A 23,631-nucleotide genomic window follows, 5' to 3' on the forward strand; every position below is an offset into this window, starting at 1 on the left:
CCCGTCACGGCACGTCCGTGACGGGGCGGTCCGTCGTTCTCACGTCGGGGTCGGCTCCTCGGCGCGCGGCCCGTTGCCCTCCTGGGCGCGGCGCAGGGCGTCCTCGTCGGTGCGGGCGTCGTAGCTGACGAGCCTCGGCAGCGCGGCGGTGAGCAGGCCCACGGCCGCGACACAGGCCACTCCGCCGGTCCAGATCGCCGGGCGGGCGCCGGTCCAGCCGGCCATCGCACCGGCACGGACCTGGCCGAGCTGCGGGCCGATGCTGTAGGAGAGGACCTCGATGCCGGCGAGCCGGCCGCGCAGCCGGTCGGGGATGGTCTGGTTCCAGATGGTGGAGCGGCCCAGGCCGCTGAGCATGTCCCCGGCTCCGGCCAGCGCGAGGCAGGCCAGCACCAGCCAGACGTTCGCGGTCCAGCCGGCCGCCGCGATGGCCAGACCCCAGCCCGTGGCGCCGAACACGACCAGCAGGCCGTGCCGCCGGGTTCTGGAGACCCAGCCGCTGGTCAGGCTGACCAGCACCGAGCCGACGGCACCGGCCGAGTACATCAGGCCCAGCGCCCAGTCGGCGTCGAGTTCGTCGGCGAGGAAGGGGAAGATGGTGTTGGGGAAGGCGAAGAGCATCGCCGCCAGGTCGATCGCGTAGGTGCCCAGCAGCACCGGTCTCGACCAGGCGTACCGGGCGCCCTCGGCGATGCCGCGCAGCGAGGGCTTGGCCGCGTGTTCGGCGGGCGGCACCGGCGAGAGCCTGCGGCACATCAGGACCGAGCCGCAGAAGCAGGCCACGGTGGTGGTGTACGCGGGGACGTTGCCGGCGTAGGCGACGACGAGGCCGGCCAGCGCGGGTCCGGCGATGGCGCCGGCCTGCCAGCGCAGGGCGTTCAGGGCCGCGGCGGCCGCCAGTTGGTCGTGCGGCACGATCCGGGCCAGCAGCGAGTCCAGTGCGGGGCGTTGCAGTCCGGCGAGTGCGGCCACTCCGCCGGCGACCACGTACAGCGGCCAGAGCAGGGGGCTGGGCAGCAGCGCGTTCACCAGCAGGACGGCGGCCAGGAGGCCCAGGCCCGCCTCGGTGAGCACGATGACCCTGCGCCGGTCGACGGCGTCGGCGAGGGCGCCGCCGTAGAGCCCGAAGACCACGAGGGGGACGAGTTCGACGGCGCCCATGACGCCGACGGCGAGCGGGGAGCCGGTCAGCTCCTTGATCTGGAGCGGGAGCGCGATCAGCGCCATCACGCTCCCGAGGTAGGTGACCAGTCCCTGCACCCACAGGAGGCGGAAGTCGCGGGAGGAGCGCCAGGGCGCGAGGTCGGGCAGCAGCGCGGTGAGCTTCGGGGTCATGGCCTTGCTTCGTTGTCTCCGGCGACGGTCGACGTGGGCGTCGTGGGCGTCGTGTGGTGGCGTCCGACGGGCAGGACCAGCGGCCTGCCGGAGACCGGGTCCTCGATGACGCGGCTCTCCATGCCGTACACGGACCGTACCGTGTCCCCGGTCATCACCTCCTCCGTGTTTCCGGCGGCGTGCAGTCCTCCGGCCGCCGGCGCGATGAGCCGGTCCGCGTAGCGGGCGGCGAGGTTGAGGTCGTGCAGGACCATGACGATGGTGGTGCCGCGGGTCCGGTTGAGGTCGGTGAGCAGGTCGAGAACAGTGATGCCCTCGGGGGTGACCGGCGACTGGGGCAACAGGCCCAGGGTGCGGGCGAGTTCCTCGGCTGGGGTGCGGTGCACCTCCTTGCCGTCCAGGACGACGCGTCCCGCGCGGGGCGCGGGCAGCCGGGACATGGAGCGCAGCAGGGTCGACTTGCCGCAGGCGTCGTCGCCGAAGTTGGCCTTGGCCATGCCGACGGGGACGACGCCGAGGGCGAGTACGCGAAGGCGGGGTGTTCTCATCGACCCGGTATGCACTTTCGGGGAGTTGGGCACGGGAGTCAGGCATGCGGAGCCGGCGGCAAGGGCCGCACCGCTTGAGTTAGGTAAGGCTTACCTTCACTCCCCGCACAGATTAAGGAGCCGACGCACCCGTATCAATCGAGCCTTCCCGACAGCCCTTGTAGCGATCGGGACACCGGCCGCCGCGCCCGCCGCCCTCAGCGCACCCGGAACCGGCCCGGAGTGGTCCCCGTGGTCCGCCGGAAGGCCGCCCCGAAGGCGCTCGCCGAGCGGTAGCCCACCGCGTCGGCCACCACGTCCACCTCGAACCCGAGCGCCAGCAGGTGCACGGCGTGCTGGGCCCGGACCGAGGCGACCCAGCGGGCGAAACTCGTGCCCGTTTCGGTCCGGAAGGCGCGGGTCAGGGTGCGCGCGCTGCAACCGAGGGCCGTGGCCCAGCCGGTCAGGGTGCGCTGGTCGGAGGGGTCGGACCGGACCGCGTCCACGATCGGACGCAGCAGCTCGGACGTGGGCAGCTGCACCAGCAGCGCCCGGGGTGAGGGGCGCAGGACGTCCAGCACCATGGCCTCGGTGACGTCCCGGGAGCGCGGCGGCAGGCCGGGCTCCCCGAGCCGGTCCAGGAGCAGCCTGAGCAGCGGGGTGATGTCCACGGCCACCGGCTCGTCGGGCAGCGCCGAGACCGTGCCGTGCCGGAAGAAGTGGGCACGGTAGGAGGTACCGGCGACGGCGGAGGCCGAGTGCAGTTGCCCCGCGGGCATCCACAGGCCGAGCGACGGGGTGATGCACCACAGCTGGGAACCGACCACGGCGGTCGACGCCCCGTGCGCGTTCCAGAGCAGTTCGTGCCACGGGTGGGAGTGCTCGTTCCAGGCCGTGTCGGCGGCGACGACCTCCTCGTACCCCTTGATCACGAAGGAGACGTCCACCTCGCCGGCGGCGAGCGCCGGCAACTCCCTGGTGACACGCATGCGGCTCAGGCTAACCGGCGGGGGCCGGTCGTCCGGTCCGGCCCGTACGTGCCGGTGCGGGCCGGAAATGGGTGCGCGAACCGATGGACGCCCGTGCCGCGCGTCGCCGACGCTGCTGCCGTGCCCTTGTTCTGGAGAATCTCGCTGTTCAACTCGGTGGTGCTGATCGCCGCGACCGCGTTGCTGCTGGGACCGGTCACCGTGTCGACGCCCGTCCTGCTCACCGAGGCCGCAATCCTCACGGTGGGACTGGTGGTGATCCTGGTCGCCAACGTCGTGCTGCTGCGCATCGGTCTCGGGCCGCTGCGGCAGCTCGCCCGCGCCATGACCACGACCGATCTGCTGCGGCCGCGGGTCCGTCCGGAGGTCGACGGCGACGGCGAGATCGCCGAGCTGATCACCACCTTCAACACGATGCTCGACCGGCTGGAGGCCGAGCGCGCGCTGAGCGCCGCCCGCACGCTGAGCGCGCAGGAGTCGGAACGCCACCGGGTGGCCCAGGAGCTGTACGACGAGGTGGGGCAGACCCTCGCCGCCGTGCTGCTGGACCTCAAGCGGGTGGCGGACCAGGCGCCCGACGATGTGCGTGAGCAGCTCTCCCAGGTGCAGGAGACGACCCGGGCCAGTCTGGACGAGATCCGCCGCATCGCCCGGCGGCTGCTCCCGGGGGTCCTGGAGGAGCTGGGCCTGAGCAGCGCCCTGAGGTCGCTGTCGGACGAGTTCACCGGGCCTTCGCTGACCGTGCGCCACGACATCGCCGCCGGCCTGCCCGCGCTCGGCGACAACGCCGATCTGGTCCTCTACCGGGTCGCCCAGGAGGGCCTGACCAACGCGGCCCGGCACGCCGGGGCCCGCCTGGTGCTCCTCACCCTGGACCGGGCCGGGGACGCGGTCGAACTCCGGGTGCGCGACGACGGCCGGGGCTTCGACGGCTGCGGCGACACCGCCGAGGGGGCCGGGATCCGCGGCATGCGGGAGCGCGCCCTGCTGATCGGTGCCGACCTCTCCGTGGGCCCGGCGCGCGGGGGCGGGACCGAGGTGCGGCTGACCGTGCCCGTGGGCGACCGGGTGGCCGAGCGGGTGGGCGACCGGGTCGGGTGACCGTCCGGACCGGCACGGTGCGGGACGTCGCGGCAGGAGGCGGGAACACTCCGGCCGGGCGCACTGTTGCCTCCTGGTGCGGAACGGAGGCGGAACGGTGCACGGTGAATACAAGATCCCCGGCGGCAAGCTGGTCGTCGTGGACGTGGAGGCCGAGGACGGCGTGCTGCGGCACGTGCGGGTGGCGGGCGACTTCTTCCTGGAGCCGGACGAGGCGCTGGACGCCGTGAACCGCGCGCTGGAGGGCGCCCCGGCGGACACCGACGCGGCGGGACTCGCCGCGCGGATCGACGCGGCCGTGCCCGAGGGCACCGTGATGTACGGGCTGACCTCGGAGGGCGTCGGCATCGCCGTGCGCCGCGCCCTGGCCCGCGCCACGGACTGGACGGACTACGACTGGCAGCTGATCCACGAGGCCCCCGAGGCCCCGGCCCTGCACATGGCCCTGGACGAGGTGCTGACCGCCGAGGTCGCCGCGGGCCGGCGTCCGCCGACGCTGCGGGTGTGGGAGTGGGCCGCCCCGGCGGTGATCATCGGCAGTTTCCAGTCCCTGCGCAACGAGGTGGACCCCGAGGGCGCGGCCCGGCACGGCGTCGAGGTGGTCCGCCGCATCTCCGGCGGCGGCGCGATGTTCGTGGAGCCCGGCAACACGATCACCTACTCCCTGTCGGTGCCGGAGGCGCTGGTGCAGGGCCTCTCCTTCCAGGACAGCTACGCCTACCTCGACGACTGGGTGCTCGGCGCACTCGGCGACATGGGCATCCGCGCCTGGTACCAGCCGCTGAACGACATCGCCACCGACCAGGGCAAGATCGCGGGCGCCGCCCAGAAGCGCGTGGTGGGCCCCGGGGGCGGCCCGGGCGCCGTACTGCACCACGTGACCATGTCGTACGACATCGACGCGGAGAAGATGCTCGACGTCCTGCGCATCGGCAAGGAGAAGATGTCCGACAAGGGCACCAAGAGCGCCAAGAAGCGCGTGGATCCGCTGCGCCGGCAGACCGGCCTGGCGCGCGAGACGGTGATCGAGCGGATGGTCGCCTCCTTCGGCGACCGGTACGGGCTGACCCGGGGCAAGGTGACGGACGACGAGCTGGTCCGGGCCCGGGAGCTGGCGCGCACGAAGTTCTCCTCCCCCGAGTGGACCGCGCGGGTGCCCTGAGGCGCGGCTAGGACCCTGCCCGCACCGTGACCAGGCCGGACTGGTAGGCGAACACGACGAGTTGGGCCCGGTCGCGGGCGCCCAGCTTGGTCATCGCACGGCTGATGTGCGTCTTGGCGGTCAGCGGGCTGATCACCATGTGGGCGGCGATCTCCTCGTTGCTCAGGCCGCGCGCGGCGAGCGCGGTGACCTCGCGTTCCCGGCGGGTGAGGGAGTCCAGTCCGGGCGCGGTGGTCCGGTCCGGGGGCCGGGCGACGAACTCGCCGATCAGGGTCCGGGTGACCGAGGGGGAGAGCAGGGCCTCGCCGTGCGCGACGACGTCGATGGCCTGGAGCAGGTCGGCGGGCTCGGTGTCCTTGAGGAGGAAGCCGCTGGCCCCCGCCCGCAGCGCTTCGAAGACGTACTCGTCGAGGCCGTAGTTGGTGAGGATGACGACACGAACGGCGGCGAGGCCGGGGTCTGCGGCGATGCGACGGGTCGCCTCGATGCCCGACATCACCGGCATCTGCACGTCGAGCAGCACCACGTCGGGCACCTGGGCCCGCACCAGCGCCACCCCCTGCTCCCCGTCCGCGGCCTCACCGACCACCTCGATGCCGTCCTCGGCGTCGAGCAGCGCCCGGAATCCGGCCCGCATCAGCGCCTGGTCGTCGACGAGCGCGACCCGGAGGACACCGCTCCCGGCGTTCATACCGCCTCCCCCAGCGGGAGCCGTGCCCGCACCGCGAAGCCGCCCTCCGCGCGCGGGGCGGCACTCAGGGTGCCGCCGAGCGCGCCCACCCGTTCGCGCATGCCGGTCAGGCCGGTGCCGGGCACCGGCGGGCGGTCCGGATCGGCGGCCCCGTCGTCGTCCACGTCTATCGCCAACTCCCCCACGGCTCCCCCGGTGTTCCCCGTGCCGTAGTCGATGCGGACCCGTACCTTCGCGGGTCCGGCGTGTCGCGCCGCGTTGGTGAGGGCCTCCTGCACGATGCGGTAGGCGGTCAGGTCGACGGCCCGGGGCAGCGGCCGCTCGTCCCCGGTGACGGTCAGGTCGACGGCGAGCCCCGCCGCGCGGGCCCGCTCGACGAGCAGCGCCGGGGTGCCGGTGGGTTCGTCGGCCCGCAGCACCTGGAGGGCGGAGCGCAGTTCACGCATCGCCTCGCCACTGGCCTCCTGGATGGCCAGCAGTGCGGGAGGCACCTCGTCACCGCGCTTGCGCGCGAGGTGCACGGCGACACCGGCCCGGAGCTTGACGATGGAGATGCTGTGGGTCAGCGAGTCGTGCAACTCGCGGGCGATCCGCAGCCGTTCCTCCCCGGCGCGGCGCAGGGCCGCCTCCTCCCTGGTGCGCTCGGCCTCCAGGGCACGCTGTTCGGTCTGGCGCAGGTACGCCTGCCAGTTCCGGTCGGCGAGCCCGGTCACCACGGCGCACAGGAACCAGCCGGCGAGCAGCCCGGCCCGCTCGGCCACGTGCTGCGTGCCGGGCCCCGTGGCGACGTACCCGGCGAGGAACACGGCGCCGCCGGCCGCCGCGACGCCCCGGTGGCCGACCCGGGCCGCGGTGTGCACGGCGCCCAGGACGGGCAGCGCGGACAGTGGTCCCGGGTGCGCGTGCACGACGTACGCGGTGCCGAGGACGGTGGCGACGGCCAGCACCGCGCGCGGGGCGGCGCGGTGGAAGGCGAGCGCCGCCGAGGCGAGGGCGACGAGCGCGTGGTCGAGAGCCGTGGTGCCGTCGTCGAAGGCGGCGACCGCCGTGCCGAGGGCGCCGACCACGGCCGCGAGGGCCATGTCGGCGAGCCGTCCGCGATCGATCCGACGCCCACTCATGTTCGCACCATAGACGGCCCGGCCCGCAGTCGCGTCGGCCCTGTGGACGGCTTCGCGACTACTACCGGCGAAGTAGTCCGCCGCCCGACCGGGTCCCGGCGGCGCAACGCCAACCGCATCCGACCGTACGACGACCCCGGGCACCCGGACGGCGCAGGCTGCTGTCCATGCCCACACCCTTCCGTCACACCGAACCCCTGCCGCCGAAGGCGGCCACCGGCCGCGTCGCCGAGGTCTACGCGCAGGCCGCGCGGGACTTCGGCATCCCCGAACCGGCCCCGTTCGTGGCCCTCTCCTCGGCTCCCGCGCTCGTCGCCCCCGCCTGGGCGCTGATGCGCGAGTCCCTGCTCGCCGGCCCCGGCGACCGGACCGGGAAGGAGGTCGCCGCCTTCGGGGTGTCCGAGGCCAACAGGTGCCGGTTCTGCGTGGACGCGCACACCATGCTGCTGCACGCCACCGGCGACCACGCCCTGGCCGAGCGGCTGGCCCGGGGCCAGGAGCCGGCCGACGAGCGGCACGCGCGCGTGCTCGACTGGGCGCGGCGCACCCGGGTCCCGGGCGCCGCGCGGGAGCCGTACCCGTTCCCGCCCGAGGAGGCTCCCGGCTACCTCGGCACCGTGCTGGCCTTCCACTTCATCAACCGCGTCGTGTCGTCCCTGGTGACCGAGAAACTGCTCCCGGCCGACGCGCAACGGCTGCGCCCGGTGCGGAGCCTGGCGGGCCGGACGCTGTCCCGCACCGTGCGGCGAACCGCCGTGCCCGGCGCCTCCCTTCCCCTGCTGGACGACCCCGGCCAGGGACCGGCGTGGGCGGCGGGGACGCCGGTCGGCCCGGCGTACGCGGCGCTGAGCGCCACGGCCCCGATGGGCGCCGGTCTCCTGGACGCCGACGACCAGGACCTCGTACGCGCCACCCTGCGGGACTGGGACGGGTCGCACCCGCCCCAGACTCCGGACCCGTTCCCGGACCGGCGGGAGCGGCCCGGAGCCCGGCTGGCGCTGCTGGCCGCGCTCGCGCCGTACCGGATGACGGACGCGGACGTGGCGGCCTGGCGCCGGCCGGAGCACACCGACCACTGCCTGGTGCACCTCGTCGCGTACGGCGCGTTCGCCGCGGTGGACCGCATCGAGACGGCCCTGACCGCGCCGGCCGCCCGGCCCGCCGATCGGGAGGCCTCATGACCGTCGTCACCGGCTCCCGCCGGGTGCCCGGTTCCGACGCGGTCCGGGGCGCCGCCGACTTCCTGCTGTCGCGCTACCCGGGCCGTCCCCTGCCCTCCGGACGGCTCGCCGGACCGGAGGCGGCGCCGCTCCTTCGCCTGCGTCACCGCGCGGCCACGCAGCGAGTTCGCCCTTCCGCCCCACGGGGACTCGTGTGACACTGGCGTCCCGTCCGCCGTGCGGACCCCCTCCGCACCATCCCCCACGAGAAGTGCGCCTTGCGTTCTCTTCCTCTGCCGCTCGCCCTGACCGCCCGTCTGGCGCCGGTCGCCGTGCTCGCCACGGCGGGCTGGGCAATGTCGTCCGGGCCGGACACCTCACCGGCCGCGAAGGACAGGACGCCGGCGCCCGACACCACCAGCAGATCGGCGTCCGCCCCGGCGACCGAGGCGGCGACGAAGACGTACGCCGCCGCCCCGGCGCCCTGCGAGGCGCTGGCCGGGAAGACGGTCACCTCTCTGGTGCCGGGCGCGAAGGCGGACGGCAAGGAGATCCCGTCCACGGACACCAAGGTGCGCCGCACCTGTTCCTGGAACGCCCTCAAGGGATACGACTACCGCTGGCTCGACGTCTCCTTCGAGGTGATGGAGACGGACGAGGCGGCGCAGAAGTCGTACAAGGAGCGCGTCGCCGACCGCAGCGGCGGCGGTGACGTCCCGGGTCTCGGCGACAGCGCCTACTCCGTCGTGAACCTCACCACCGAGGACAAGCAGCAGACCCGCGAGGGCACCGTGCTGGTCCGCGCCGCCAACGCCCTGGTGGTGATCACGTACAACGGCAGCGACTTCGAGTCGAAGAAGGCCCCCGCTACGACCGAGATCAACAAGGGGGCCATCAAGGCGGCCAAGGAGGCCGTGGCCGCCTTGCAGGACGGCTAGGGGATGCCTCCGGAGCGAGCCGGATCCGCTCCGGCCGCCTCGGCACCGGGCCGGGTGGCGGGCAGCAGCATCAGGGCCAGGTAGAGGATCAGGGACGTGCCCAGACCCACCGCCCAGCCGTAGTCGGCCAGCGGTTCGAGGAACGGTACGGGGCGGCCGTCGACCAGCGGGTGGAAGTCCGCGCCGCCGATGGCCAGGACGCCGCCGACGGCGAACGCGAGGACCGCACGCCAGTTCCAGCCTCCGCCGTACCAGTAGCGGCCGCCCCGGCAGTACAGGTCGACGAGGTGCAGCCGGGCGCGGCGCAGGATCCAGTAGTCGGCGATGAGGATTCCGGCCACCGTGCCGAGCAGCCCGCCGACCAGGCCGAGCCAGGTGAAGATGTAGCCCTGCGGGTCGGAGTACAGCTTCCACGGGAAGATCAGTACGGCGAGGACGGACGTGATGAGCGCGCCCGCCCGGAAACTGACCTTGCGCGGCGCGACGTTGGAGAAGTCGAAGGCCGGGGAGACCAGGTTGGCGGCGATGTTGACGGACAGGGTCGCCACCAGCACGGTCACCAGGGCGAAGAGCAGACCGACCACGTTGTCGGTCTTCGCGGCGAGCTGGACCGGGTCCCAGATCGGTTCGCCGTAGACGGCCTGCGAGCCGGAGGTGACCATCACGGAGAGGAAGGCGAAGAGCGTCATCGTCGTCGGCAGGCCGAACGCTGATGAAAGCCTCCCCAAGCCTCGCAGGTCAGCGACCGGCCATGCTCTTGAGCACGCGCAGTAGACCAGTGCGGGAGGGATCTCGAGACCAGTTGCCCTGACTCGTGACGCGGTCCAGGTACCTGTTCCACTCGTCGTAGAGCTGCCGATCCATGCTGCCCGGCCGGACGATGATCAGCGTGACGTCGTCGAGCTCGACCTCCATCATCATGCGCCCTGGCGGAAGCTCGAATCCCCGCGCCCCCAGGGGCAGTTCGTCACTGAAACAGATCTGCGCCCGGACGGCCTTACGGACAGTCGCGGTCGAGCAGTCTTCCGGCATGGAACCCCCACCTACGCGCCACATCACAAATTCGATAGCCCGTTCGAACGAAAATCGTTCCGGCAGGCTATCGCAACACCACGCTTCCCAGGCGGATCAGCAATGCTGCCACCTTGAACATCTTCCGACTACACCCGGACAGGAACAATCACACTCGGTAGCCGTCGTGGCCAATGATCCTGCCGGGGATTCAGGGGGATTGCCCGATTACTGACCCTCGGTCAGTGAACGCATCAGCGCCCGGATTGCCTCACGCTGCTGCGCGGTCAGCCGGTCGGCGTCCTCGAGGAAAGCCTGCGCCTCCGCCGACTCCGAGAACACCTTCTCCGTGCCGAAGAACTGAGCGGACGCCGCGTCCTGCAGGACGCCCACGTCTACGCCGAGGCCGGCCTCCATTCCGCGGAGCATCTCGTAGCTGGGCGGCTCGACGGGCTCGCCGGTGACCAGCCGGTGCAGCCAGGAGGACTTCACGACCTGCTCGCCTGATTCCGGGTCGACGCAGCGCGCAGCGAGCCTCTGATAGCCGAGGCCGAGAGCTTCTTTCCTCTCGCTGACGATGTCGCGGAACTGCGTCCGCTGGTTCGCCGCCGTCTGATCGTGCGCCGTCATGAGGCTCATCCTGCCACTCCGAGTCGCGTCATGGGCCGTGGGGTGTCCATGGGACCAGTGGGGCGTGAGGCAGATTCCCGCTGGTGGCGCATGGCCCGACAGTCAGTGCGCCGGACAGAGTGTCCACGCAAATGGACGCTCGGCGCTAGTGCACTCAGTGCCTTTGGCGAAATCACAACCCAACCGTCCAAGGCAATGGACACATCGTCCGCCGCGTGCAATGCTCTATCTATCCAAGCGGTGCAACACCGCTAGGCGATCCATTGCATGAGGTGGACGTTGAGCACACCAGCCCAGAAGCAAGAGCCACTCTTCGAAGTGGACCGCGACCTGCTGAAGCGCCTGATGCGGCGCACCAAGACCGGCTCCGAGATGACCGGACGAGGCCTCGCGGAAGCGGCCGGCCTCGCCCACGGGACGGTCGGGAACATCCTCAGCGGCGAGACCGAGCAGGTCTTCGCCTCGACGGCTGAAGCCATCTGCCACGCGATCGGTGTCGAACTGCTCGTCCTGTGCACGCCGGTGTTCCGGCTGGCCGTGGTGCGGCAGAAGGCGCTGACGGCATGAGCGGCCAGCCGTTCTCCCTCGCTGACGCGCAGGCGTCCTTCAGCCAGGAGGACATGGAGCACATCGACCGCCAGGTCGCTGCCGCTCCCTCCTTCCGGCCGGAGCTGCGCGAGCAGTTGCGTGCGGTCTTCGCCTCGTCCCGCGCTTCGCGGAGGGCGACGTCGGCGGCGAAGGCCGCCTGACCCCATCAACGCCGAAGGGCCGCTCCGACTGTGCCGGCCTGAGCAGCCCAACGACTCGGCGACCATCACCATCCAGAAAGTGAGGCCCCCGTGGCCGCATCATCTCAGATCCCCCAGCTCGGTCCCTCGACCGCGCTGGTGCAGCTCATCAGCGAGCACCCCGAACTGGCGCCCGCGACGTGGCGCATCGACCGCGACGGTCTCCTCTCGGGCACCGTCGCCTACAACGCGGACTTCGACGTCCGGCCGGCCATGGCGGCGTACGCGGACGTGCTGGGTGCGGTGTTGCACGAGACGCCGGTGGCGTACGAGGGCGAGACGCACGCGACGTTCCACATCTTCGCGAAGTGGCGGGACGTGCAGGTGAACGTGTGGGCGTCGTGCGCGGCTGCGGCTGTTTCGGCGGTGGCGGCATGAGTGCCCCTCTGGTGGTCAACACCCGTGACGGCGCGTGCTGGACGCGGCGGACGGTGACGGAGGGCGGGATCGCCCTGTACGCGCTGGCCGACGTCTGCCAGTGCCCCACTTTCGTGATGGCGACGCTGGACGAGCTGGCGGCGCGGGGGATCGCGGGGTCGGCGGATGTGCTGCCGATGCCGGCGGGCCCGGAGCCGAAGCCGTCCGATGGCTTCCGCGTCGTGGTGAATGTGTGGAACGCGGACGACCGTGCCGACGCGGAGTGGGCTGCTGAGCTGGCTCAGAACGCTCTGGAGGGTCAGGGCTTCAAGGTGTTCGCGACGGTCGACGAGGGCGAGCCGGATGTGGCCGCGCTGCGGGCCCAGGTCGCCGCCCTGGAAGCCGAGCGGCACACGACGAACGCAGCCCTGTCCGACGCGGCCGAGCAGCTGCGCGTGGACCGGGACCGGATTGCCGAGCTGGAGGACGCGCCGACCGGAGGTGGCTACCCGCCCGTGCTGCCGTGGGCGAAGCACATGGACGCCGACGACCTCGAAGGCTTCCTCGCCGACCTGGCCGACGCCGCGTCCGGAGACGACGACCTCACCACGCTCGCCGCGGTGGAGGACGCGATCGGCCGGTGGCGGGTGATCGGTGAGGCGCAGCACGCGCACAACACCGCGCCGGGCCCGAACGCCGGGGCGGGTGACGGGTCGTGACCTTCCTCGAAGCCCTCATGTGGTTCGCGATCGCCTGGGCCGTGTTCTTCGGCTACTGCGCGAGCGACCTCCCCTCCCTCCTGTCCCGCCTGATCCACCGCCACCACGGAGGCCGGTCGTGAAGCTCATCCGCGCCGGGCGCCTCGCCCGATTCATCGCCACCATCCGCCGCCACAACCTCGGCACCATCCGCGTCGGCGCCACCGGCATCCAGGTGACCCGCATCGCAGGCGGCGCCGCCCTCGGCCTCACCGACGCCCTGCGCCCCGCTGTCCTGGACCTCGCCGAGATGCACGCCGAGGACCCCGGATCGCTGGCCTCCATGCTGGAGGAGATCTGGGACCTGGCCGGTGCGGCCGGCGGGCGGGACTCGCACGCCCGGCATGAGCTGGACGAGCGGGTGGCCGTGCTCCTGGAGGCGGTGGGCGCGCACGAGGTGCGGGTCTACGACGGGCAGGTGGAGCGGCTGGCGTCGTTGCTGTGGGAGTGCCGTGGGCAGCAGGCTCCGGTGTCGCTTCCGGCTCAGCGCCGCGAAGGCGGTGCCGCCGCATGAGGGCCGCCGACCAGACCGAGTACATCGTGCAGTGCATCCGCGAGGCCGGGTCCATGTACGAGGACGACGCCCGAGCGTTCCTCGCTGAGCACGACGCGCACGTCCGCGCCGAGGTGCTCACCGAGCTGGCCGCGAAGGCCAACCAGCGCATGGCCGTCGGCACGTCCCGCCTCGTCACCAAGACGACCGTCCGCCACTTCCTCGAACTGGAGGCGTCCGCCGCCCGGAAGGCCGCCACCCGCGCGGCCACCACCCGCGACGACACCCCGGCCGCCGACGCACCGGACCCCGAGATCGCAGCGGACACCGCGCGCCGCGCGCAGCTGCTGTACGCCATGGCCACCCAGGGCGGCCACTGGAAGTCCGGCCGCGTCCTCCGCTGGTACGCCCTGCACGGCTACGAGGGGCTCGGCGTCCGCGACGCCCGCCAAGACCTCGCCGCCCTCCGCGACCGCGGCCACATCCACCAGCACGACGCCAGCGGCTGCCGGTTCTTCACCACCAGCCTGACCAACAAGGGGGAATCCTGATGGACTTCCGCACCGCACTCGGCATCGTCCTGGCCGAACTCGACCCCAAGCCGTGGGGCTACACCACCCCCGACGGCACCCTGACCGTCGTCCCCGCCGGCTTCCGCGCCGACAAGGACGAGGCCGACGTCATCGTCCGCGTCAGCGACGACGTCGAGGAGTGGGTGAAGACCCCCGAGGTCGCCAAGCTCGTGACGGCCCTCCGCGAGGGCGTGTCCTGGTCGGATCTGTGCTCCGGCTGGGGCACCGAGGTCACCGTCGACGCGCTCGGCGTGACCGTCGCCGTGTGGCAGAAGGGCGTGCCCACCTCGGTCACGCTGCCGTCCGCGCAGCGCCTCCCGCTGGCCTCCGCGCTGGAGCGGGCGCTGGACGTCGCCCGCGGCTGGGAGGACGAGGCCTGATGAGCACGACCGCGCAGGCCGGGGCGGCCACCACCGCCCCGGCCGCCGGCCGCAGGGTCACCCCCACCGGCCGCCTCATCCTCCCCGCCGACGCCGACCGCGCCGACTGGCTCACCGGCCGCCGCTCCGGCCTCGGCTCCTCCGACATCGCTGCCGTCCTCGGCATCAGCCGCTACGGCAACGCCCTCTCCGTCTACCACGACAAGACTGGCGGGCTGCCCCTGGAGTCCGACGACAGCGAACCCGCCCTGTGGGGGCGTGCGTTCGAGGAGACCGTCGCCCGCGAGTGGGCCCGCCGCAACCGGTCGGTCGTCCGCCGCGTCGGCCTCGTCCAGAACACCGACCGCCCGTGGCAGATGTGCACCCTCGACCGCCGCGTCCTGGAGTGCCCGCTCGCCGATGGCGCCGAGAAGTGCGCGGTCGAGATCAAGTGCCGCGACAAGATGAAGGCCTCCCAGTTCCGGGCCGGTGTCGCGGACGACGTCCTCGTCCAGACGCTGTGGCAGGCCGACGTGTGCGGCTTCGACCACATCCACGCCGCCGTGCTGATCGGCGGCAACGACTACCGGCAGTACGTCATCCGCGTCGCCGACCACGCCCAACTCGTCGCCGACCTGCGGGCCGCCGGGGAACTGGCCTGGCAGCAGATCACCGACCGCCGCCCGCCGGTCCTCGCCCACGACGCCGACCCGGACGTCCTCCTCGACCTGTACGGCCGCCTCCACCCGGAGCGCGCCGGGGTCGTGGACATCACCCGCGACGTGGATACGCAGGAGGCCGTCGACGAGTACCTCGACGCGCACCAGGACGTCGTGGCCGCCGAGAAGCGGAAGAAGGCGGCGAAGGCCCGGATCCTCGCCGGGCTCGCCGGGGCCGAGGCCGCCACGGTCCTGGACCGGGTGCACGTCTCGCTCGACGAGCGCACCAAGCGCGCCGCCGATCTGTCCCGGCTGGCCGAGCGCTGGCCGGACGCCTACGCGGACTGCGTCGAGGACCGCACCCACTACCAGCTGAACATTCCCCGCTCTGTCCGTGAGGAGCACGCCGCATGACCACGATCACCGAGCGGGCCGCCGCAGCCGCCGGCCGCACCGACACCACCGCGGGCCCGGCCGAAGACACGCCACCCGCCGAGGACTACGCACCCACGGCCGCACCGATGGTCGACTACGAGCCCGGCGAAGACGACCCCGAGATGATCCCCGTCCACCTCGCCTGGCTCCGCGTCCGCAAGGACATCCGCGGCATCGCCAAGGGCGAGGAGTACAACGACGGCTACTCCCGCTACAACTTTCGCGGAGTCGACGCCACCGTGCAGGCCTTCGCGCCCGTCACCATGCGGCATGGCGTCAACGTCATCCCCCACCAGGTGGACGCCACCTACCGCGACACCAAGACCGCCAAGGGCAAGGCCACCCGCGAGTGCACCGTCACGATCACGTGGCACATCATCGGCCCGCGCGGAGACGTGCTCGTCGCCCAGTCCCAGGGCGAGGCCCTCGACTCCGGCGACAAGGGCACCGCCAAGGCGCAGAGTGTCGCCCTCCGCGTCCTCCTCCTCAACGGCGGCCTGGTGCCGACCGGCGACCCCGACCCGGGCAGCAGCACCATCGACCGGGGCGAGGCGTCCGTTCGCTCGGCAGTGTCGTACCTCGACGAGATCTGCGACCCCAACACCAGCGCCGGACGGCTCCGCCAGGTCCACTTCGAGCTGAAGCAGGGCAACTTGCTCGGCGCGCTGATCACCAACGAGGTCGGCGTCGAGGAGCGGATCGGCGACATGGTCGTCCGCATCGGCAAGGAGCGCGCTGGCGGGGGTGCCGAATGATCCCCTGGCACCTCCAGCGCATGGCCGCCCTCGACTTCGAGTCCAGCGACAAGGACGCCGACACCGCCCGCATCGTCACCTGCGCCCTGATCCTCGTCAACGGCGGCATCCCCACCGACACCCGCACCTGGCTCCTCAACCCGGGCATCCCCATGGAGCCCGGAGCGATCGCGGTGCACGGCATCACCGACGAGTACGCCGCCGAGCACGGCATGCCGCCGGAGCAAGGCGTCGCCGAAATCGCCAAGGCCATCACCGAGGAAGTCGCCGCCGGCGTCCCGCTGGTCGGCCACAACATCGGCGGCTACGACCTCAACCTCCTCGACCGCGAGTGCCTCCGCCACCTCGGCGACAGCCTCGAAGGCATCCTGCGGCAGCCGCTGACCCGGGTCATCGACACGATGGTCCTCGACCGGCAGGCCGCACCGTTCCGGAAGCGGGTCAGCGACACACAGGGCCCGTACCAGATGCGGACGACCGCCGAGACGTACGGCCTGCCGTGGGACGAGGACCAGGCGCACGGCGCCGAGTACGACGCGCTGCAGTCGGCCCGAGCCGCGTACCGGATGGGCGCCATCGCGCACACCCCTTACCGGGACCGCCCGGACTGGGTGCTGGCCCTGCGACCGAACCGCTTCAACTCCCTACGCGACGTGACGGTCGAGGAGCTGCACGAGCGTCAGATCGGCTGGTACCGGGAGGACGCCGAGCGCTACCAGGCGTGGCTGCGGAACCCGGCGAAGGCTGGCGAGAAGCACGACCCGAAGGCCGTGATCCCGACCGAGTGGCCGCTGCGGCCGGTCCCGGCGCAGCGTGAGGCGGGTGACGCGTCGTGAGCCAGTTCGCCGCCGCCCTCGGCGCGGCCGTCACCACCGTCGGAGTCGGCGCCGTCGTCATGGCCCGCGGCTGGCCGACCCCGACCGGCCGGCACCGCGCGCCTCGCCCGCCCGCCGACACGGAGCTGCTGCGCCCCGCCGAGGCCCTCGACGCCTTCGAGGCGTACTGCCCGGCCGAGGACCGGCCCACGTTGCAGCTCCGCCTCCGCCTCGGCGGCGTCCGCTGCACCGAATGCCACAACGACCCCGTGGAGGCTGCCCAGTGACCACGCTGTTCACCGTCGAGGCTCCGGCCGCCCCCGCGGCGGCCGGGCCCCGGCCCCTCACCATCCCCACCGTCTACGGCCTCGATCTCTCCCTCACCTCCACCGGCATCAGCGACGGCACCACCGCCGACGCCCTCATCCCCGGCCCCCGTACCGGACACGACCGCCTGGAGTTCCACCGCCGGGCCATCCGCGACCGCGTGCCCGACGACACCAGCCTCGTCGTCATCGAGGGCGTCGCCATGTCCGTCGGCTACCGGCCCGGCGTCGAAGAGATGACCTATCTTCGGGGCCTCATCCGCCACGACCTGTGGCGCCGCAACATCCCGATCGCGATCTGCCCGCCGCAGCACCGCATCATCTACGCCTGCGGACGCGCCAACCCTGCCAAGGACCACCCCGCGAACAAGCGGAAGACGATCGCGAAGGGCATGGTCCGCGACGCCGTCGTTGAGCGCTACGGCGTGCCCTGCGAAGGCCGCGGACGCTACGACCAGGCCGACGCCACGATCCTCGCCGCGATGGGCCTGCACTGGCTCGGCTACCCGCTGACCGTCCTTCCGGACACGCACCGGCGGGCGCTGGACGGAGTGACGTGGCCGCTGAACATCCCGGCGGTGGCCCGATGAAGACGAAGGCCCGCACCGCCACCCACCGACCGGCCACCCGGCACCGCCGCTTCCGCCACGACGAGTACACCGCCGTCGACCTCTTCAGCGGCTTCGGCGGCCTCACCGAAGGCATCCGCCGCGCCGGATTCACCACGATCATGGCCGCGAACCACAACCCCTACAAGGTCCAGGTCCACGAGGCCAACCACCCCGACGCCGAACACTGGATCGCCGACCTGGTCAACCCCGAGGCCGCGGACTACCACTCCGCCCGCGACCTCCCCCGGGCCGACCTCCTCGCCGCCGGCGTGAGCTGCGTCAACCACAGCCAGGCCAACACCATCAAGGCGTACGAGCAGGGCGGGACGCTCTTCGACCTGGAGGACCCCGACTACGAGGCCCGCGTCACCCGCTCCGAACGCGACCGCGCCACCGCCAACTGCGTCCTGCACTACGCAGCCAAGCACCACCCGTGGCTGATCCTCATCGAGTGCACGACCGGCCTCCAGTCGTGGGGCCCGGCCATCCCCGGCCGCCCGAAAATCGGCGACGGCAGCACCTACCGGTGGTGGCTCAAGCAGTTCGACCTGCTCGGCTACGACCACAAGGTCATGTTCCTGAACTCGCAGTTCTTCGGAGTGCCACAGTCCCGGAACCGCGGCTACTGGGCGTTCTGGAAGAAGTCCCTGCCCGCCCCGGACCTGGAGCACCGGCCGGTCTCCCGCTGCCACCGCTGCGACAAGGACGTCGAAGCAGTGTGGACCTGGCGCACCGGCGTCCCGGCGTCCGGGCTGGTGGAGTACGGCAAGCAGTACGACTACCGCTGCCCCTCGTGCCGCCGCGAGGTCGTGCCGCCGATGACGCCGTCGCTGGCGGCGCTGGACCTGACCGACCTCGGAGTCCGGATCGGCGACAAGCCGGTCAAGACGTTCAAGGACGGGTTCGTCGGTCCGCTGGCCCGCTCCACGATGGCCCGGGCTGAGCGGTGCCGTCAGCGGTTCGCGGACTTCCCCGCCGTGTTCATGCCCGCGAAGGGTGTGCACGGGATCGAGAAGCACCCGTGGCAGCCGCTGGCGACGCAGACCAGCCAGCAGGAGACGTCGATCCTGTCGACCGGCGCGCTCATGGCGGCCGCGGGGAACACCTTCGAGCGGCCCGGGTCCGACTGCCGTAGTCGCGGCTTCGACCAGCCGCTGTGGGCGCAGACCGCCACGAACACCACGGGGCTCATCACTCCGCCCGTGGCGCTGGCCGTGGACAACTACCAGGGCGCCCCGCGCAGTGGCCACGAGCCGCTGCCCACCCAGGTCGGATCGGAGACCCTCGCCGTCGTCTCGTCCGGCGTCGTCCCGTACCGCAAGCACACCGTGCCCACGATGCACGCCGAGGCGATGCCCGCCTTCACCTCGGACCAGATCCCGGGCCTGCTCACGGCCGCCGGCTGGTACAAGGAGAACGGCAAGACCGCCCCGCACCCCGTGACCGACGCACTCGGGACGGTCACCGCCACCGACACCACCGCGCTCCTCACCGCGCAGTGGCGGGCCGCCCTCGCCGACCTCCCGCTCGAGGACTGCTACTTCCGCATGATGCGGGAGTACGAGATCGGCCGAGGCTGCGGCTTCGACGTCAACTTCGGCGACTACCGCGGCACCTTCAAGGTCTGGGGCACCGCCCGCAACCAGGTCGACGGGTTCGGCAACGCCGTCTCCCCGCAGGTCGGGGAGTGGATCGGCGAGCGACTCCGGGCCAGCCTCCACCGGGCGGAGGTGGCGGCCTGATGCCCGGACCCGCAGGCGTCCCCCGCGCCGACATCATCCCCCTCCTCCGCGAAGGCCTCTCCGACCGCGCCATCGGCCGCACCCTCCACACCAACCCCAAGCGCGTCGGCCGGATCCGCCGCGAACTCGGCCTGCCCGAAGCCGCCCGCGGCACCACCCTCACTCGGGAACAGGCATGGGCCGCCCACACCCGGCCCGCGGGCCCGGACGGGGAGCACCTCGTGTGGACCGGCTACCACCGCGCCGGGACGTTCCCCGTCCTCAAGTACCGCAGCATCGACTGGTCCGCCCGCCGTATCGCCTTCGAGATCGAGCACGGGCGCCCGCCGGTCGGCCGGGTCCTGCCCGACTGCGACGTGCCCCGCTGCATCCGGCCGGCCTGCACCACCGACGAGCCGATGCGGCAGTCCGACGCCCTGTACGAGCAGATCTTCGGGGCCGCTGCGTGAGCGGCAGCCGGCGCCGACGCGCCCCACCGCCGGAACCGGAGTACCGGCCGGGCCAGCTCCTGAACTGGAACAACTCCGCGCACTGGGACTACGAGCAGGCCCGGCCCTGCCGCTACTGCGGGCTCGACACCCACCTCCGCGACTCGAAGAAGGCCCCGGCGCACAAGACGTGCGCCGAGGCCGCCCTCGCCCAACAGGCCGCCGAAGCAGCCGACGCCTACCAGAACGGACACACCACGTGAACGACCAGACCCCCACCCCGCCGAAGCCGGGCCAGCAGCTCCGCGGCACCGCCCGCACCACCACCGCACAGACCGCCGCCGACCTGTACGCCCAGGGCTGCACCATCCGCTCGATCGGCCAGCAGATCGGTCGCTCGTACGGGGCCACCAGGGCGCTGCTGCTGGAGGCCGGCGTGCGACTGCGGGCCCGCGGCGGCGGCATCCGGAAGGCGGCCGCCTGATGGGGATGTACCACACCAGCTACCTGGCCTACGGCTTCCAGATCCCGGACACCGACGGCAACGTCATCGAGGCCGCCCTCGCCGGTCAACCGGAGACACACCGGGTCGGCTACCTCCACGCCGGTGACTACGACCGGGACAAGACCTTCCTCACCACCGAGTGCCACGAGGTCGACCTCGGCGACTTCAAGGTCATCACGCCGGAGTCCTTCCAGCGGTACGAGGTTCCCGCCTGGAATGCCGCGCTGCACGAGGCCGCGGTGAAGCTCGGCCACGCCGACCACCCCGAGCCCGGTTGGCTCCTGGTCCCCGATCTGAGCTGACCGACCGCACGACGAAGCCCCGCACCAGCACGGTGCGGGGCCCGGAGAAGAAAAGGGAGAGGGCAGTGTCAGGACTTCGGTGCCGGGGCGATCTTCGCCACCCACTCGCGCGTGAAGCCGGTCAGCTTCGCCATGTGCGACGGGCCCTTGCCGGCCGCCCGCCCCTGCCGCAGCAGCTCACGGAGCTCGGAGTCGGCGCTGAGGAAGGCGTTCTCCGCCCGAACCCTCTTCTTCGTGGCGGCCACGATCCGCTCGTCCAAGTCATCCATGGCGGTCATGGTGACACAGATTGTCACGGTCGCGCTACGCGTTCGCGGTCAGCACTCGCGAACGTCATGCGCGAACGGTATTCTCATCAGAGGGTCGACGCAAAGCCGCCCTGAACAGGGGGTTTCACCGTCATGCCCTGACCAGCACGACCGAGAGAAGGACCGTTGAGCCTCGACGCACAGGACTGGGTCTGGAACCACTCCCAGGCCAAAGGCACCGCCCGTCTCGTGCTACTGGCGATCGCCGACAAGGCCTCAGGCAAGGACTGCTCGGCCTACGCCGGCACGACCATGCTCGTCCAGCGCAGCAACGCGGCCCGGTCCTCCGTCGTCGTCGCCGTCGACAAGCTCCTCGACTCCGGCGAACTCGCCGTCGTCGAAGGCACCACCGGCCCCCGCGGCGAGACCCGCTACAGCCTCCCGAAAGCCGTCGGCCACCGCCGCGAAGGGGGTCCGAAATCCGGACCCCCCCGGAAATCGGACCGGTCCGAAAACCGGACCCCCAGGGGTACAGAATCCGGACCCCCCCGGTCCGAAAACCGGACCCCCACCGGTCCGGATTCCGGACCCCATAACGCAGTTAACGCAGAGACAACAGAAGGAACGCAGAGAGGGGGGACGCGCACCAGCCGTAACACCAACACCGGCCAGTCCCAGAGCACCCGGCCTGACGGCCGCCTCCCCCTCGACGACGCCGACTTCCGCATCACCGACACCATGCGCCGCTGGGCCGCCGCCACCTTCCCCACCCTCGACGTCGACTACGAAACCCAGCAGTTCATCAGCCACTACCGCGCCGACGGCACCCGCCGTCGCTCCTGGCCCGACGAATGGCAGAAGTGGATCCGCCGCTCCGCAAAGTTCGCGTCCGAGCGCACCTCCACCCCTGGCGCCGCAGTCGTCCCCTTCCGCGACCGCCAACAGCAGCACACCGACGACCTCTTCGACCGCGCCATGACCCGCGCCAAGACCCGCATGCAGCAGGAGGCCCAGTGACCCCCGACGAGACCGTCATCCTCGCCCGCTACGTCCGCGCTCTCTGCCCCCAGCAGAAGTTCGACGAGTACACCCCCGACGCCTGGCACGACGTCCTCGGCGACCTCCCCCTCGACGGAGCCCGCGCAGCCGCCGCCACCGTCGCCCGCCGACAGCCCTTCGTCAGCCCCGCCGAAATCCGCACCGCCTACATCAGCCAGCGCGAGCAGGCCGCCGCCGACATCCAAGGCCCCGGCCTCCCCGCCGCCATCCCCGACGCCGACCCCGACGACGTCCACGCCTACCTCGCCGCCGTCAAAGAGCAACGCACCCGCGCCGCGGACGGCACAGAGAAGCGCCGCCCCGTCGCCGAGCTGCTGGCCGGCGTCGGCCGACAGATCCCCACCCAGACCCGACAGACCGGACCGCTGTCCGTGGCCTGCCCCTACTGCGGCGTCAGGCCCCTCCACCGCTGCCGCCGCGGGGAGACCGGCCTCCTCGTCGGCTTCCACCCCTCCCGCATCGACGAGGCGAAGGCCAGCGCATGACCAGCCACGACCACCCCGAATGGGCCATCCGCTGCCCCTGGTGCGGCGCCAGCCCCGGCAACCGCTGCACCACCCCCACCGGACGACGCATAGCCATCCCCAGCCACGACGCCCGCATCACCACCTGGACCAACACCCAGCCCACCGAGAACGAGGCCACCGCATGAAGCACTCCCTCTGCAAGCACCGCTTCCCCGTCCAACCCCCGAACGGCTCGATCCTCCACCCCGGCAACTGCGACCGCTGCGGCCAGACGTGGGCCGACGTCCAAGCCGAACTGGACCGACAGCAGAACGCCCTCCGCCTCGGCACCGCCCACCGCGCACCCTGCGCCGGCTGCGGCCACACCCGCATGGTCTTCCGCTACCAGCGCGAACAACAGCCCTGGGACGAGCAGGAGCCGCCCGTCATCTGGCTCTGCGTCCGCGACTGGAGCTACGCACGCGAACGCGAAGAGACCACCGGCTTCATCGACTTCAACGACGTCTTCCAGCACGGCACCGACGACCAGCTCCTCGCCGCCCTCCGAGGCACCCTGTGAGCCCGCTGGACCGGCTGGACGCCGAGTCCGTCCCGACCCGACCGACTCCCGCGCCCCGACCGTGCCCCTGGTCCCGACAGCAACAAGACGCCCACTGGCAAGCCCTCTGCCACGCCGTCGGCACCCCAGGCGCCCAACGACCCACCACACCCACGAACAAGCCCCACACGGGCCACCAGGCCGCCTGAGCGCGCAGATCCGGATACAGCCCGCCACGCGCGAACACCAAACCGATCACTACCCCGCGTAACCCACCACCACCGAACACCGAACCCACAGGAGCAGCCATGACCGACCGCCTCACCAGCCAGCAGCTCGCCGACATCACCGCCCGCGCAGAAGCCGCCACCCCCGGTCCCTGGTGCACCGACGCTTGGGAGATCTACCAGGGCACCGAGTACCAGCCCGGCCTGTCCCAGTGGATCGGCGAGACCTGCCGCGGCACCACGTCGCCCGAGCAGGACCGTGCGGACGCCGCATTCGTGGCCGCCGCCCGGACCGACGTGCCCGCGCTGCTCGCCGAGGTTCGCCGCCTCCAGGACGACCTGGCCGCCTCGGCCGAGGACGTCGCGTGGCTCCGCTGCCTGGAGGGCGCGGGCGTCGACAACTGGGAGGGCATCGACACCGCGATCGAGATGCGCGGCGAGTAGCCACCTCACAGGCCGGCCGCCCCGCAGTCGAGTTGCGGGGCGGCCGGTGCCCGAACCCTACCCACCCACCACGGAGGA

36 protein-coding genes and 1 pseudogene are annotated in these 23,631 nt (G+C 72.1%); 28 read left to right on the plus strand and 9 right to left on the minus strand.

The features are described 5' to 3' along the window. Positions 1-39: 39 nt before the first annotated feature. The 3 genes from Sco07f_RS36230 to Sco07f_RS36240 form a co-directional block, all read right to left on the minus strand. Positions 40-1,335: an MFS transporter gene (locus Sco07f_RS36230; protein WP_108990386.1), complete on the minus strand. Its 1,296-nt coding sequence runs from the start codon at positions 1,333-1,335 to the stop codon at positions 40-42. Further along, positions 1,332-1,883 (minus strand): ATP-binding cassette domain-containing protein, encoded by a 552-nt coding sequence (locus tag Sco07f_RS36235; protein ID WP_167468326.1) that lies wholly within the window; start codon positions 1,881-1,883, stop codon positions 1,332-1,334. Before Sco07f_RS36235 ends, Sco07f_RS36230 begins: the two co-directional genes overlap by 4 nt. A gap of 197 nt (positions 1,884-2,080) precedes the next feature. Then, positions 2,081-2,851 carry a helix-turn-helix transcriptional regulator gene (locus Sco07f_RS36240; protein WP_108990387.1) on the minus strand — a complete coding sequence of 257 codons (771 nt, stop codon included), beginning with the start codon at positions 2,849-2,851 and terminating at the stop codon, positions 2,081-2,083. A 120-nt stretch (positions 2,852-2,971) separates the two neighbouring features. On the opposite strand from Sco07f_RS36240, the gene Sco07f_RS36245 reads away from it, so the two are divergent. Both Sco07f_RS36245 and lplAB read left to right on the plus strand, forming a co-directional pair. After that, positions 2,972-3,952, plus strand: a complete 981-nt coding sequence (locus tag Sco07f_RS36245; protein WP_054101396.1) for a HAMP domain-containing sensor histidine kinase — start codon at positions 2,972-2,974, stop codon at positions 3,950-3,952. Between the two features lie 97 nt (positions 3,953-4,049). Next, on the plus strand, positions 4,050-5,114 hold the full coding sequence (lplAB, locus tag Sco07f_RS36250; protein WP_108990388.1) for a lipoate-protein ligase LplAB: 1,065 nt from the start codon (positions 4,050-4,052) through the stop codon (positions 5,112-5,114). A gap of 7 nt (positions 5,115-5,121) precedes the next feature. Here the strand turns inward: lplAB and Sco07f_RS36255 are convergent, their stop codons facing one another. Both Sco07f_RS36255 and Sco07f_RS36260 read right to left on the minus strand, forming a co-directional pair. Further along, positions 5,122-5,805: a response regulator gene (locus Sco07f_RS36255; RefSeq protein WP_007445846.1), complete on the minus strand. Its 684-nt coding sequence runs from the start codon at positions 5,803-5,805 to the stop codon at positions 5,122-5,124. Beyond that, on the minus strand, positions 5,802-6,926 hold the full coding sequence (locus tag Sco07f_RS36260) for a sensor histidine kinase (RefSeq protein ID WP_108990389.1): 1,125 nt from the start codon (positions 6,924-6,926) through the stop codon (positions 5,802-5,804). The genes Sco07f_RS36255 and Sco07f_RS36260 overlap by 4 nt, the downstream gene beginning before the upstream one ends. 167 nt (positions 6,927-7,093) lie before the next feature. Here Sco07f_RS36260 and Sco07f_RS36265 point away from each other — a divergent pair, with 167 nt between their 5' ends. From Sco07f_RS36265 to Sco07f_RS36275, 3 genes are read left to right on the plus strand one after another with little or no spacing between them, the layout of a single operon-like run. Then, positions 7,094-8,107 carry a carboxymuconolactone decarboxylase family protein gene (locus Sco07f_RS36265; RefSeq protein WP_087788944.1) on the plus strand — a complete coding sequence of 338 codons (1,014 nt, stop codon included), beginning with the start codon at positions 7,094-7,096 and terminating at the stop codon, positions 8,105-8,107. Then, the gene (locus Sco07f_RS36270; protein ID WP_007445793.1) at positions 8,104-8,304 is read left to right on the plus strand and encodes a hypothetical protein; all 201 of its coding nucleotides are present in this window, start codon (positions 8,104-8,106) and stop codon (positions 8,302-8,304) included. Before Sco07f_RS36265 ends, Sco07f_RS36270 begins: the two co-directional genes overlap by 4 nt. Before the next feature lie 60 nt (positions 8,305-8,364). Continuing rightward, a complete protein-coding gene (locus Sco07f_RS36275; protein WP_054101400.1) occupies positions 8,365-9,024 on the plus strand; it encodes a hypothetical protein in 660 nt (219 codons plus the stop codon). Here the strand turns inward: Sco07f_RS36275 and Sco07f_RS36280 are convergent. From Sco07f_RS36280 to Sco07f_RS36290, 3 genes and pseudogenes are all read right to left on the minus strand, one after another. Continuing rightward, positions 9,021-9,734: pseudogene (locus tag Sco07f_RS36280) on the minus strand (cytosine permease); the annotation flags it as partial. The gene Sco07f_RS36275 and the pseudogene Sco07f_RS36280 overlap by 4 nt on opposite strands. 28 nt (positions 9,735-9,762) lie before the next feature. Next, entirely contained in the window at positions 9,763-10,056 is a 294-nt protein-coding gene (locus tag Sco07f_RS36285; protein WP_108990390.1) for a hypothetical protein, read from the minus strand. Positions 10,057-10,263: 207 nt separating this feature from the next. Next, a complete protein-coding gene (locus tag Sco07f_RS36290; RefSeq protein WP_159107026.1) occupies positions 10,264-10,665 on the minus strand; it encodes a hypothetical protein in 402 nt (133 codons plus the stop codon). 279 nt (positions 10,666-10,944) lie between these two features. Between Sco07f_RS36290 and Sco07f_RS36295 the strand changes: the two genes are divergently transcribed. From Sco07f_RS36295 to Sco07f_RS36375, 18 genes are all read left to right on the plus strand, one after another. Continuing rightward, positions 10,945-11,232, plus strand: a complete 288-nt coding sequence (locus Sco07f_RS36295) for a helix-turn-helix domain-containing protein (protein ID WP_159107027.1) — start codon at positions 10,945-10,947, stop codon at positions 11,230-11,232. Next, positions 11,229-11,414, plus strand: a complete 186-nt coding sequence (locus Sco07f_RS36300) for a hypothetical protein (RefSeq protein ID WP_108990393.1) — start codon at positions 11,229-11,231, stop codon at positions 11,412-11,414. Before Sco07f_RS36295 ends, Sco07f_RS36300 begins: the two co-directional genes overlap by 4 nt. Positions 11,415-11,504: 90 nt before the next feature. Continuing rightward, complete coding sequence (locus tag Sco07f_RS36305; protein ID WP_108990394.1) at positions 11,505-11,831, plus strand: hypothetical protein; 327 nt, start codon at positions 11,505-11,507, stop codon at positions 11,829-11,831. Beyond that, positions 11,828-12,529 (plus strand): hypothetical protein, encoded by a 702-nt coding sequence (locus tag Sco07f_RS36310; protein ID WP_159107028.1) that lies wholly within the window; start codon positions 11,828-11,830, stop codon positions 12,527-12,529. The genes Sco07f_RS36305 and Sco07f_RS36310 overlap by 4 nt, the downstream gene beginning before the upstream one ends. Continuing rightward, positions 12,526-12,651 carry a hypothetical protein gene (locus Sco07f_RS41170; protein WP_280524579.1) on the plus strand — a complete coding sequence of 42 codons (126 nt, stop codon included), beginning with the start codon at positions 12,526-12,528 and terminating at the stop codon, positions 12,649-12,651. Before Sco07f_RS36310 ends, Sco07f_RS41170 begins: the two co-directional genes overlap by 4 nt. After that, positions 12,648-13,082 carry a hypothetical protein gene (locus Sco07f_RS36315; RefSeq protein WP_108990396.1) on the plus strand — a complete coding sequence of 145 codons (435 nt, stop codon included), beginning with the start codon at positions 12,648-12,650 and terminating at the stop codon, positions 13,080-13,082. The genes Sco07f_RS41170 and Sco07f_RS36315 overlap by 4 nt, the downstream gene beginning before the upstream one ends. Then, positions 13,079-13,612 (plus strand): hypothetical protein, encoded by a 534-nt coding sequence (locus tag Sco07f_RS36320; protein ID WP_108990397.1) that lies wholly within the window; start codon positions 13,079-13,081, stop codon positions 13,610-13,612. Before Sco07f_RS36315 ends, Sco07f_RS36320 begins: the two co-directional genes overlap by 4 nt. Continuing rightward, a complete protein-coding gene (locus tag Sco07f_RS36325) occupies positions 13,612-14,013 on the plus strand; it encodes a hypothetical protein (RefSeq protein WP_108990398.1) in 402 nt (133 codons plus the stop codon). The genes Sco07f_RS36320 and Sco07f_RS36325 overlap by 1 nt, the downstream gene beginning before the upstream one ends. After that, entirely contained in the window at positions 14,013-15,065 is a 1,053-nt protein-coding gene (locus Sco07f_RS36330) for a lambda-exonuclease family protein (RefSeq protein WP_244942227.1), read from the plus strand. Before Sco07f_RS36325 ends, Sco07f_RS36330 begins: the two co-directional genes overlap by 1 nt. After that, complete coding sequence (locus Sco07f_RS36335; protein WP_244942228.1) at positions 15,062-15,841, plus strand: ERF family protein; 780 nt, start codon at positions 15,062-15,064, stop codon at positions 15,839-15,841. The genes Sco07f_RS36330 and Sco07f_RS36335 overlap by 4 nt, the downstream gene beginning before the upstream one ends. After that, positions 15,838-16,677, plus strand: coding sequence for an exonuclease domain-containing protein (locus Sco07f_RS36340; RefSeq protein WP_108990399.1), 840 nt, complete (start codon positions 15,838-15,840; stop codon positions 16,675-16,677). The genes Sco07f_RS36335 and Sco07f_RS36340 overlap by 4 nt, the downstream gene beginning before the upstream one ends. Then, complete coding sequence (locus Sco07f_RS36345; protein WP_108990400.1) at positions 16,674-16,943, plus strand: hypothetical protein; 270 nt, start codon at positions 16,674-16,676, stop codon at positions 16,941-16,943. The genes Sco07f_RS36340 and Sco07f_RS36345 overlap by 4 nt, the downstream gene beginning before the upstream one ends. Further along, entirely contained in the window at positions 16,940-17,572 is a 633-nt protein-coding gene (locus tag Sco07f_RS36350) for a hypothetical protein (protein ID WP_244942229.1), read from the plus strand. Before Sco07f_RS36345 ends, Sco07f_RS36350 begins: the two co-directional genes overlap by 4 nt. Continuing rightward, positions 17,569-19,335, plus strand: a complete 1,767-nt coding sequence (locus Sco07f_RS36355) for a DNA cytosine methyltransferase (protein WP_108990401.1) — start codon at positions 17,569-17,571, stop codon at positions 19,333-19,335. The genes Sco07f_RS36350 and Sco07f_RS36355 overlap by 4 nt, the downstream gene beginning before the upstream one ends. Further along, complete coding sequence (locus tag Sco07f_RS36360; protein ID WP_108990402.1) at positions 19,335-19,784, plus strand: hypothetical protein; 450 nt, start codon at positions 19,335-19,337, stop codon at positions 19,782-19,784. The genes Sco07f_RS36355 and Sco07f_RS36360 overlap by 1 nt, the downstream gene beginning before the upstream one ends. Continuing rightward, a complete protein-coding gene (locus tag Sco07f_RS36365) occupies positions 19,781-20,026 on the plus strand; it encodes a hypothetical protein (RefSeq protein WP_108990403.1) in 246 nt (81 codons plus the stop codon). The genes Sco07f_RS36360 and Sco07f_RS36365 overlap by 4 nt, the downstream gene beginning before the upstream one ends. Next, complete coding sequence (locus Sco07f_RS36370; protein WP_108990404.1) at positions 20,023-20,247, plus strand: helix-turn-helix domain-containing protein; 225 nt, start codon at positions 20,023-20,025, stop codon at positions 20,245-20,247. Before Sco07f_RS36365 ends, Sco07f_RS36370 begins: the two co-directional genes overlap by 4 nt. Next, positions 20,247-20,570 carry a hypothetical protein gene (locus Sco07f_RS36375; RefSeq protein WP_108990405.1) on the plus strand — a complete coding sequence of 108 codons (324 nt, stop codon included), beginning with the start codon at positions 20,247-20,249 and terminating at the stop codon, positions 20,568-20,570. The genes Sco07f_RS36370 and Sco07f_RS36375 overlap by 1 nt, the downstream gene beginning before the upstream one ends. A 68-nt stretch (positions 20,571-20,638) precedes the next feature. Here the strand turns inward: Sco07f_RS36375 and Sco07f_RS36380 are convergent, their stop codons facing one another. Further along, the gene (locus Sco07f_RS36380; protein WP_159107029.1) at positions 20,639-20,839 is read right to left on the minus strand and encodes a hypothetical protein; all 201 of its coding nucleotides are present in this window, start codon (positions 20,837-20,839) and stop codon (positions 20,639-20,641) included. Between the two features lie 165 nt (positions 20,840-21,004). Between Sco07f_RS36380 and Sco07f_RS36385 the strand changes: the two genes are divergently transcribed. From Sco07f_RS36385 to Sco07f_RS36400, 5 genes are all read left to right on the plus strand, one after another. Then, on the plus strand, positions 21,005-21,835 hold the full coding sequence (locus Sco07f_RS36385; RefSeq protein WP_108990407.1) for a hypothetical protein: 831 nt from the start codon (positions 21,005-21,007) through the stop codon (positions 21,833-21,835). Next, complete coding sequence (locus Sco07f_RS36390) at positions 21,832-22,362, plus strand: zinc finger domain-containing protein (protein WP_108990408.1); 531 nt, start codon at positions 21,832-21,834, stop codon at positions 22,360-22,362. Before Sco07f_RS36385 ends, Sco07f_RS36390 begins: the two co-directional genes overlap by 4 nt. Next, complete coding sequence (locus tag Sco07f_RS39900) at positions 22,359-22,529, plus strand: zinc finger domain-containing protein (RefSeq protein ID WP_159107030.1); 171 nt, start codon at positions 22,359-22,361, stop codon at positions 22,527-22,529. The genes Sco07f_RS36390 and Sco07f_RS39900 overlap by 4 nt, the downstream gene beginning before the upstream one ends. Beyond that, positions 22,526-22,903, plus strand: coding sequence for a hypothetical protein (locus tag Sco07f_RS36395; protein ID WP_108990409.1), 378 nt, complete (start codon positions 22,526-22,528; stop codon positions 22,901-22,903). The genes Sco07f_RS39900 and Sco07f_RS36395 overlap by 4 nt, the downstream gene beginning before the upstream one ends. Positions 22,904-23,190: 287 nt before the next feature. Continuing rightward, positions 23,191-23,553, plus strand: a complete 363-nt coding sequence (locus tag Sco07f_RS36400) for a hypothetical protein (RefSeq protein ID WP_108990410.1) — start codon at positions 23,191-23,193, stop codon at positions 23,551-23,553. Positions 23,554-23,631: the final 78 nt, after the last annotated feature.

The sequence above is a fragment of the Streptomyces coelicoflavus genome, from assembly GCF_003112555.1.
Taxonomy (GTDB): Bacteria; Actinomycetota; Actinomycetes; order Streptomycetales; family Streptomycetaceae; genus Streptomyces; species Streptomyces coelicoflavus.

What these genes read in the sequence shown, in the direction of transcription:
- Sco07f_RS36260 (WP_108990389.1), bottom strand. Translation starts at nt 6,926, where the DNA reads ATGAGTGGGCGTCGGATCGATCGCGGACGGCTCGCCGACATGGCCCTC.
- Sco07f_RS36325 (WP_108990398.1), top strand. Translation starts at nt 13,612, where the DNA reads ATGGACTTCCGCACCGCACTCGGCATCGTCCTGGCCGAACTCGACCCC.
- Sco07f_RS36240 (WP_108990387.1), bottom strand. Translation starts at nt 2,851, where the DNA reads ATGCGTGTCACCAGGGAGTTGCCGGCGCTCGCCGCCGGCGAGGTGGAC.
- Sco07f_RS36355 (WP_108990401.1), top strand. Translation starts at nt 17,569, where the DNA reads ATGAAGACGAAGGCCCGCACCGCCACCCACCGACCGGCCACCCGGCAC.
- Sco07f_RS39900 (WP_159107030.1), top strand. Translation starts at nt 22,359, where the DNA reads ATGACCAGCCACGACCACCCCGAATGGGCCATCCGCTGCCCCTGGTGC.
- Sco07f_RS36270 (WP_007445793.1), top strand. Translation starts at nt 8,104, where the DNA reads ATGACCGTCGTCACCGGCTCCCGCCGGGTGCCCGGTTCCGACGCGGTC.
- Sco07f_RS36285 (WP_108990390.1), bottom strand. Translation starts at nt 10,056, where the DNA reads ATGCCGGAAGACTGCTCGACCGCGACTGTCCGTAAGGCCGTCCGGGCG.
- Sco07f_RS36360 (WP_108990402.1), top strand. Translation starts at nt 19,335, where the DNA reads ATGCCCGGACCCGCAGGCGTCCCCCGCGCCGACATCATCCCCCTCCTC.
- Sco07f_RS36235 (WP_167468326.1), bottom strand. Translation starts at nt 1,883, where the DNA reads ATGAGAACACCCCGCCTTCGCGTACTCGCCCTCGGCGTCGTCCCCGTC.
- Sco07f_RS36340 (WP_108990399.1), top strand. Translation starts at nt 15,838, where the DNA reads ATGATCCCCTGGCACCTCCAGCGCATGGCCGCCCTCGACTTCGAGTCC.
- Sco07f_RS36290 (WP_159107026.1), bottom strand. Translation starts at nt 10,665, where the DNA reads ATGACGGCGCACGATCAGACGGCGGCGAACCAGCGGACGCAGTTCCGC.
- Sco07f_RS36300 (WP_108990393.1), top strand. Translation starts at nt 11,229, where the DNA reads ATGAGCGGCCAGCCGTTCTCCCTCGCTGACGCGCAGGCGTCCTTCAGC.
- Sco07f_RS36375 (WP_108990405.1), top strand. Translation starts at nt 20,247, where the DNA reads ATGGGGATGTACCACACCAGCTACCTGGCCTACGGCTTCCAGATCCCG.
- Sco07f_RS36255 (WP_007445846.1), bottom strand. Translation starts at nt 5,805, where the DNA reads ATGAACGCCGGGAGCGGTGTCCTCCGGGTCGCGCTCGTCGACGACCAG.
- Sco07f_RS36310 (WP_159107028.1), top strand. Translation starts at nt 11,828, where the DNA reads ATGAGTGCCCCTCTGGTGGTCAACACCCGTGACGGCGCGTGCTGGACG.
- Sco07f_RS36335 (WP_244942228.1), top strand. Translation starts at nt 15,062, where the DNA reads ATGACCACGATCACCGAGCGGGCCGCCGCAGCCGCCGGCCGCACCGAC.
- Sco07f_RS36265 (WP_087788944.1), top strand. Translation starts at nt 7,094, where the DNA reads ATGCCCACACCCTTCCGTCACACCGAACCCCTGCCGCCGAAGGCGGCC.
- Sco07f_RS36380 (WP_159107029.1), bottom strand. Translation starts at nt 20,839, where the DNA reads ATGGATGACTTGGACGAGCGGATCGTGGCCGCCACGAAGAAGAGGGTT.
- Sco07f_RS36320 (WP_108990397.1), top strand. Translation starts at nt 13,079, where the DNA reads ATGAGGGCCGCCGACCAGACCGAGTACATCGTGCAGTGCATCCGCGAG.
- Sco07f_RS36230 (WP_108990386.1), bottom strand. Translation starts at nt 1,335, where the DNA reads ATGACCCCGAAGCTCACCGCGCTGCTGCCCGACCTCGCGCCCTGGCGC.
- Sco07f_RS36395 (WP_108990409.1), top strand. Translation starts at nt 22,526, where the DNA reads ATGAAGCACTCCCTCTGCAAGCACCGCTTCCCCGTCCAACCCCCGAAC.
- Sco07f_RS36330 (WP_244942227.1), top strand. Translation starts at nt 14,013, where the DNA reads ATGAGCACGACCGCGCAGGCCGGGGCGGCCACCACCGCCCCGGCCGCC.
- Sco07f_RS36400 (WP_108990410.1), top strand. Translation starts at nt 23,191, where the DNA reads ATGACCGACCGCCTCACCAGCCAGCAGCTCGCCGACATCACCGCCCGC.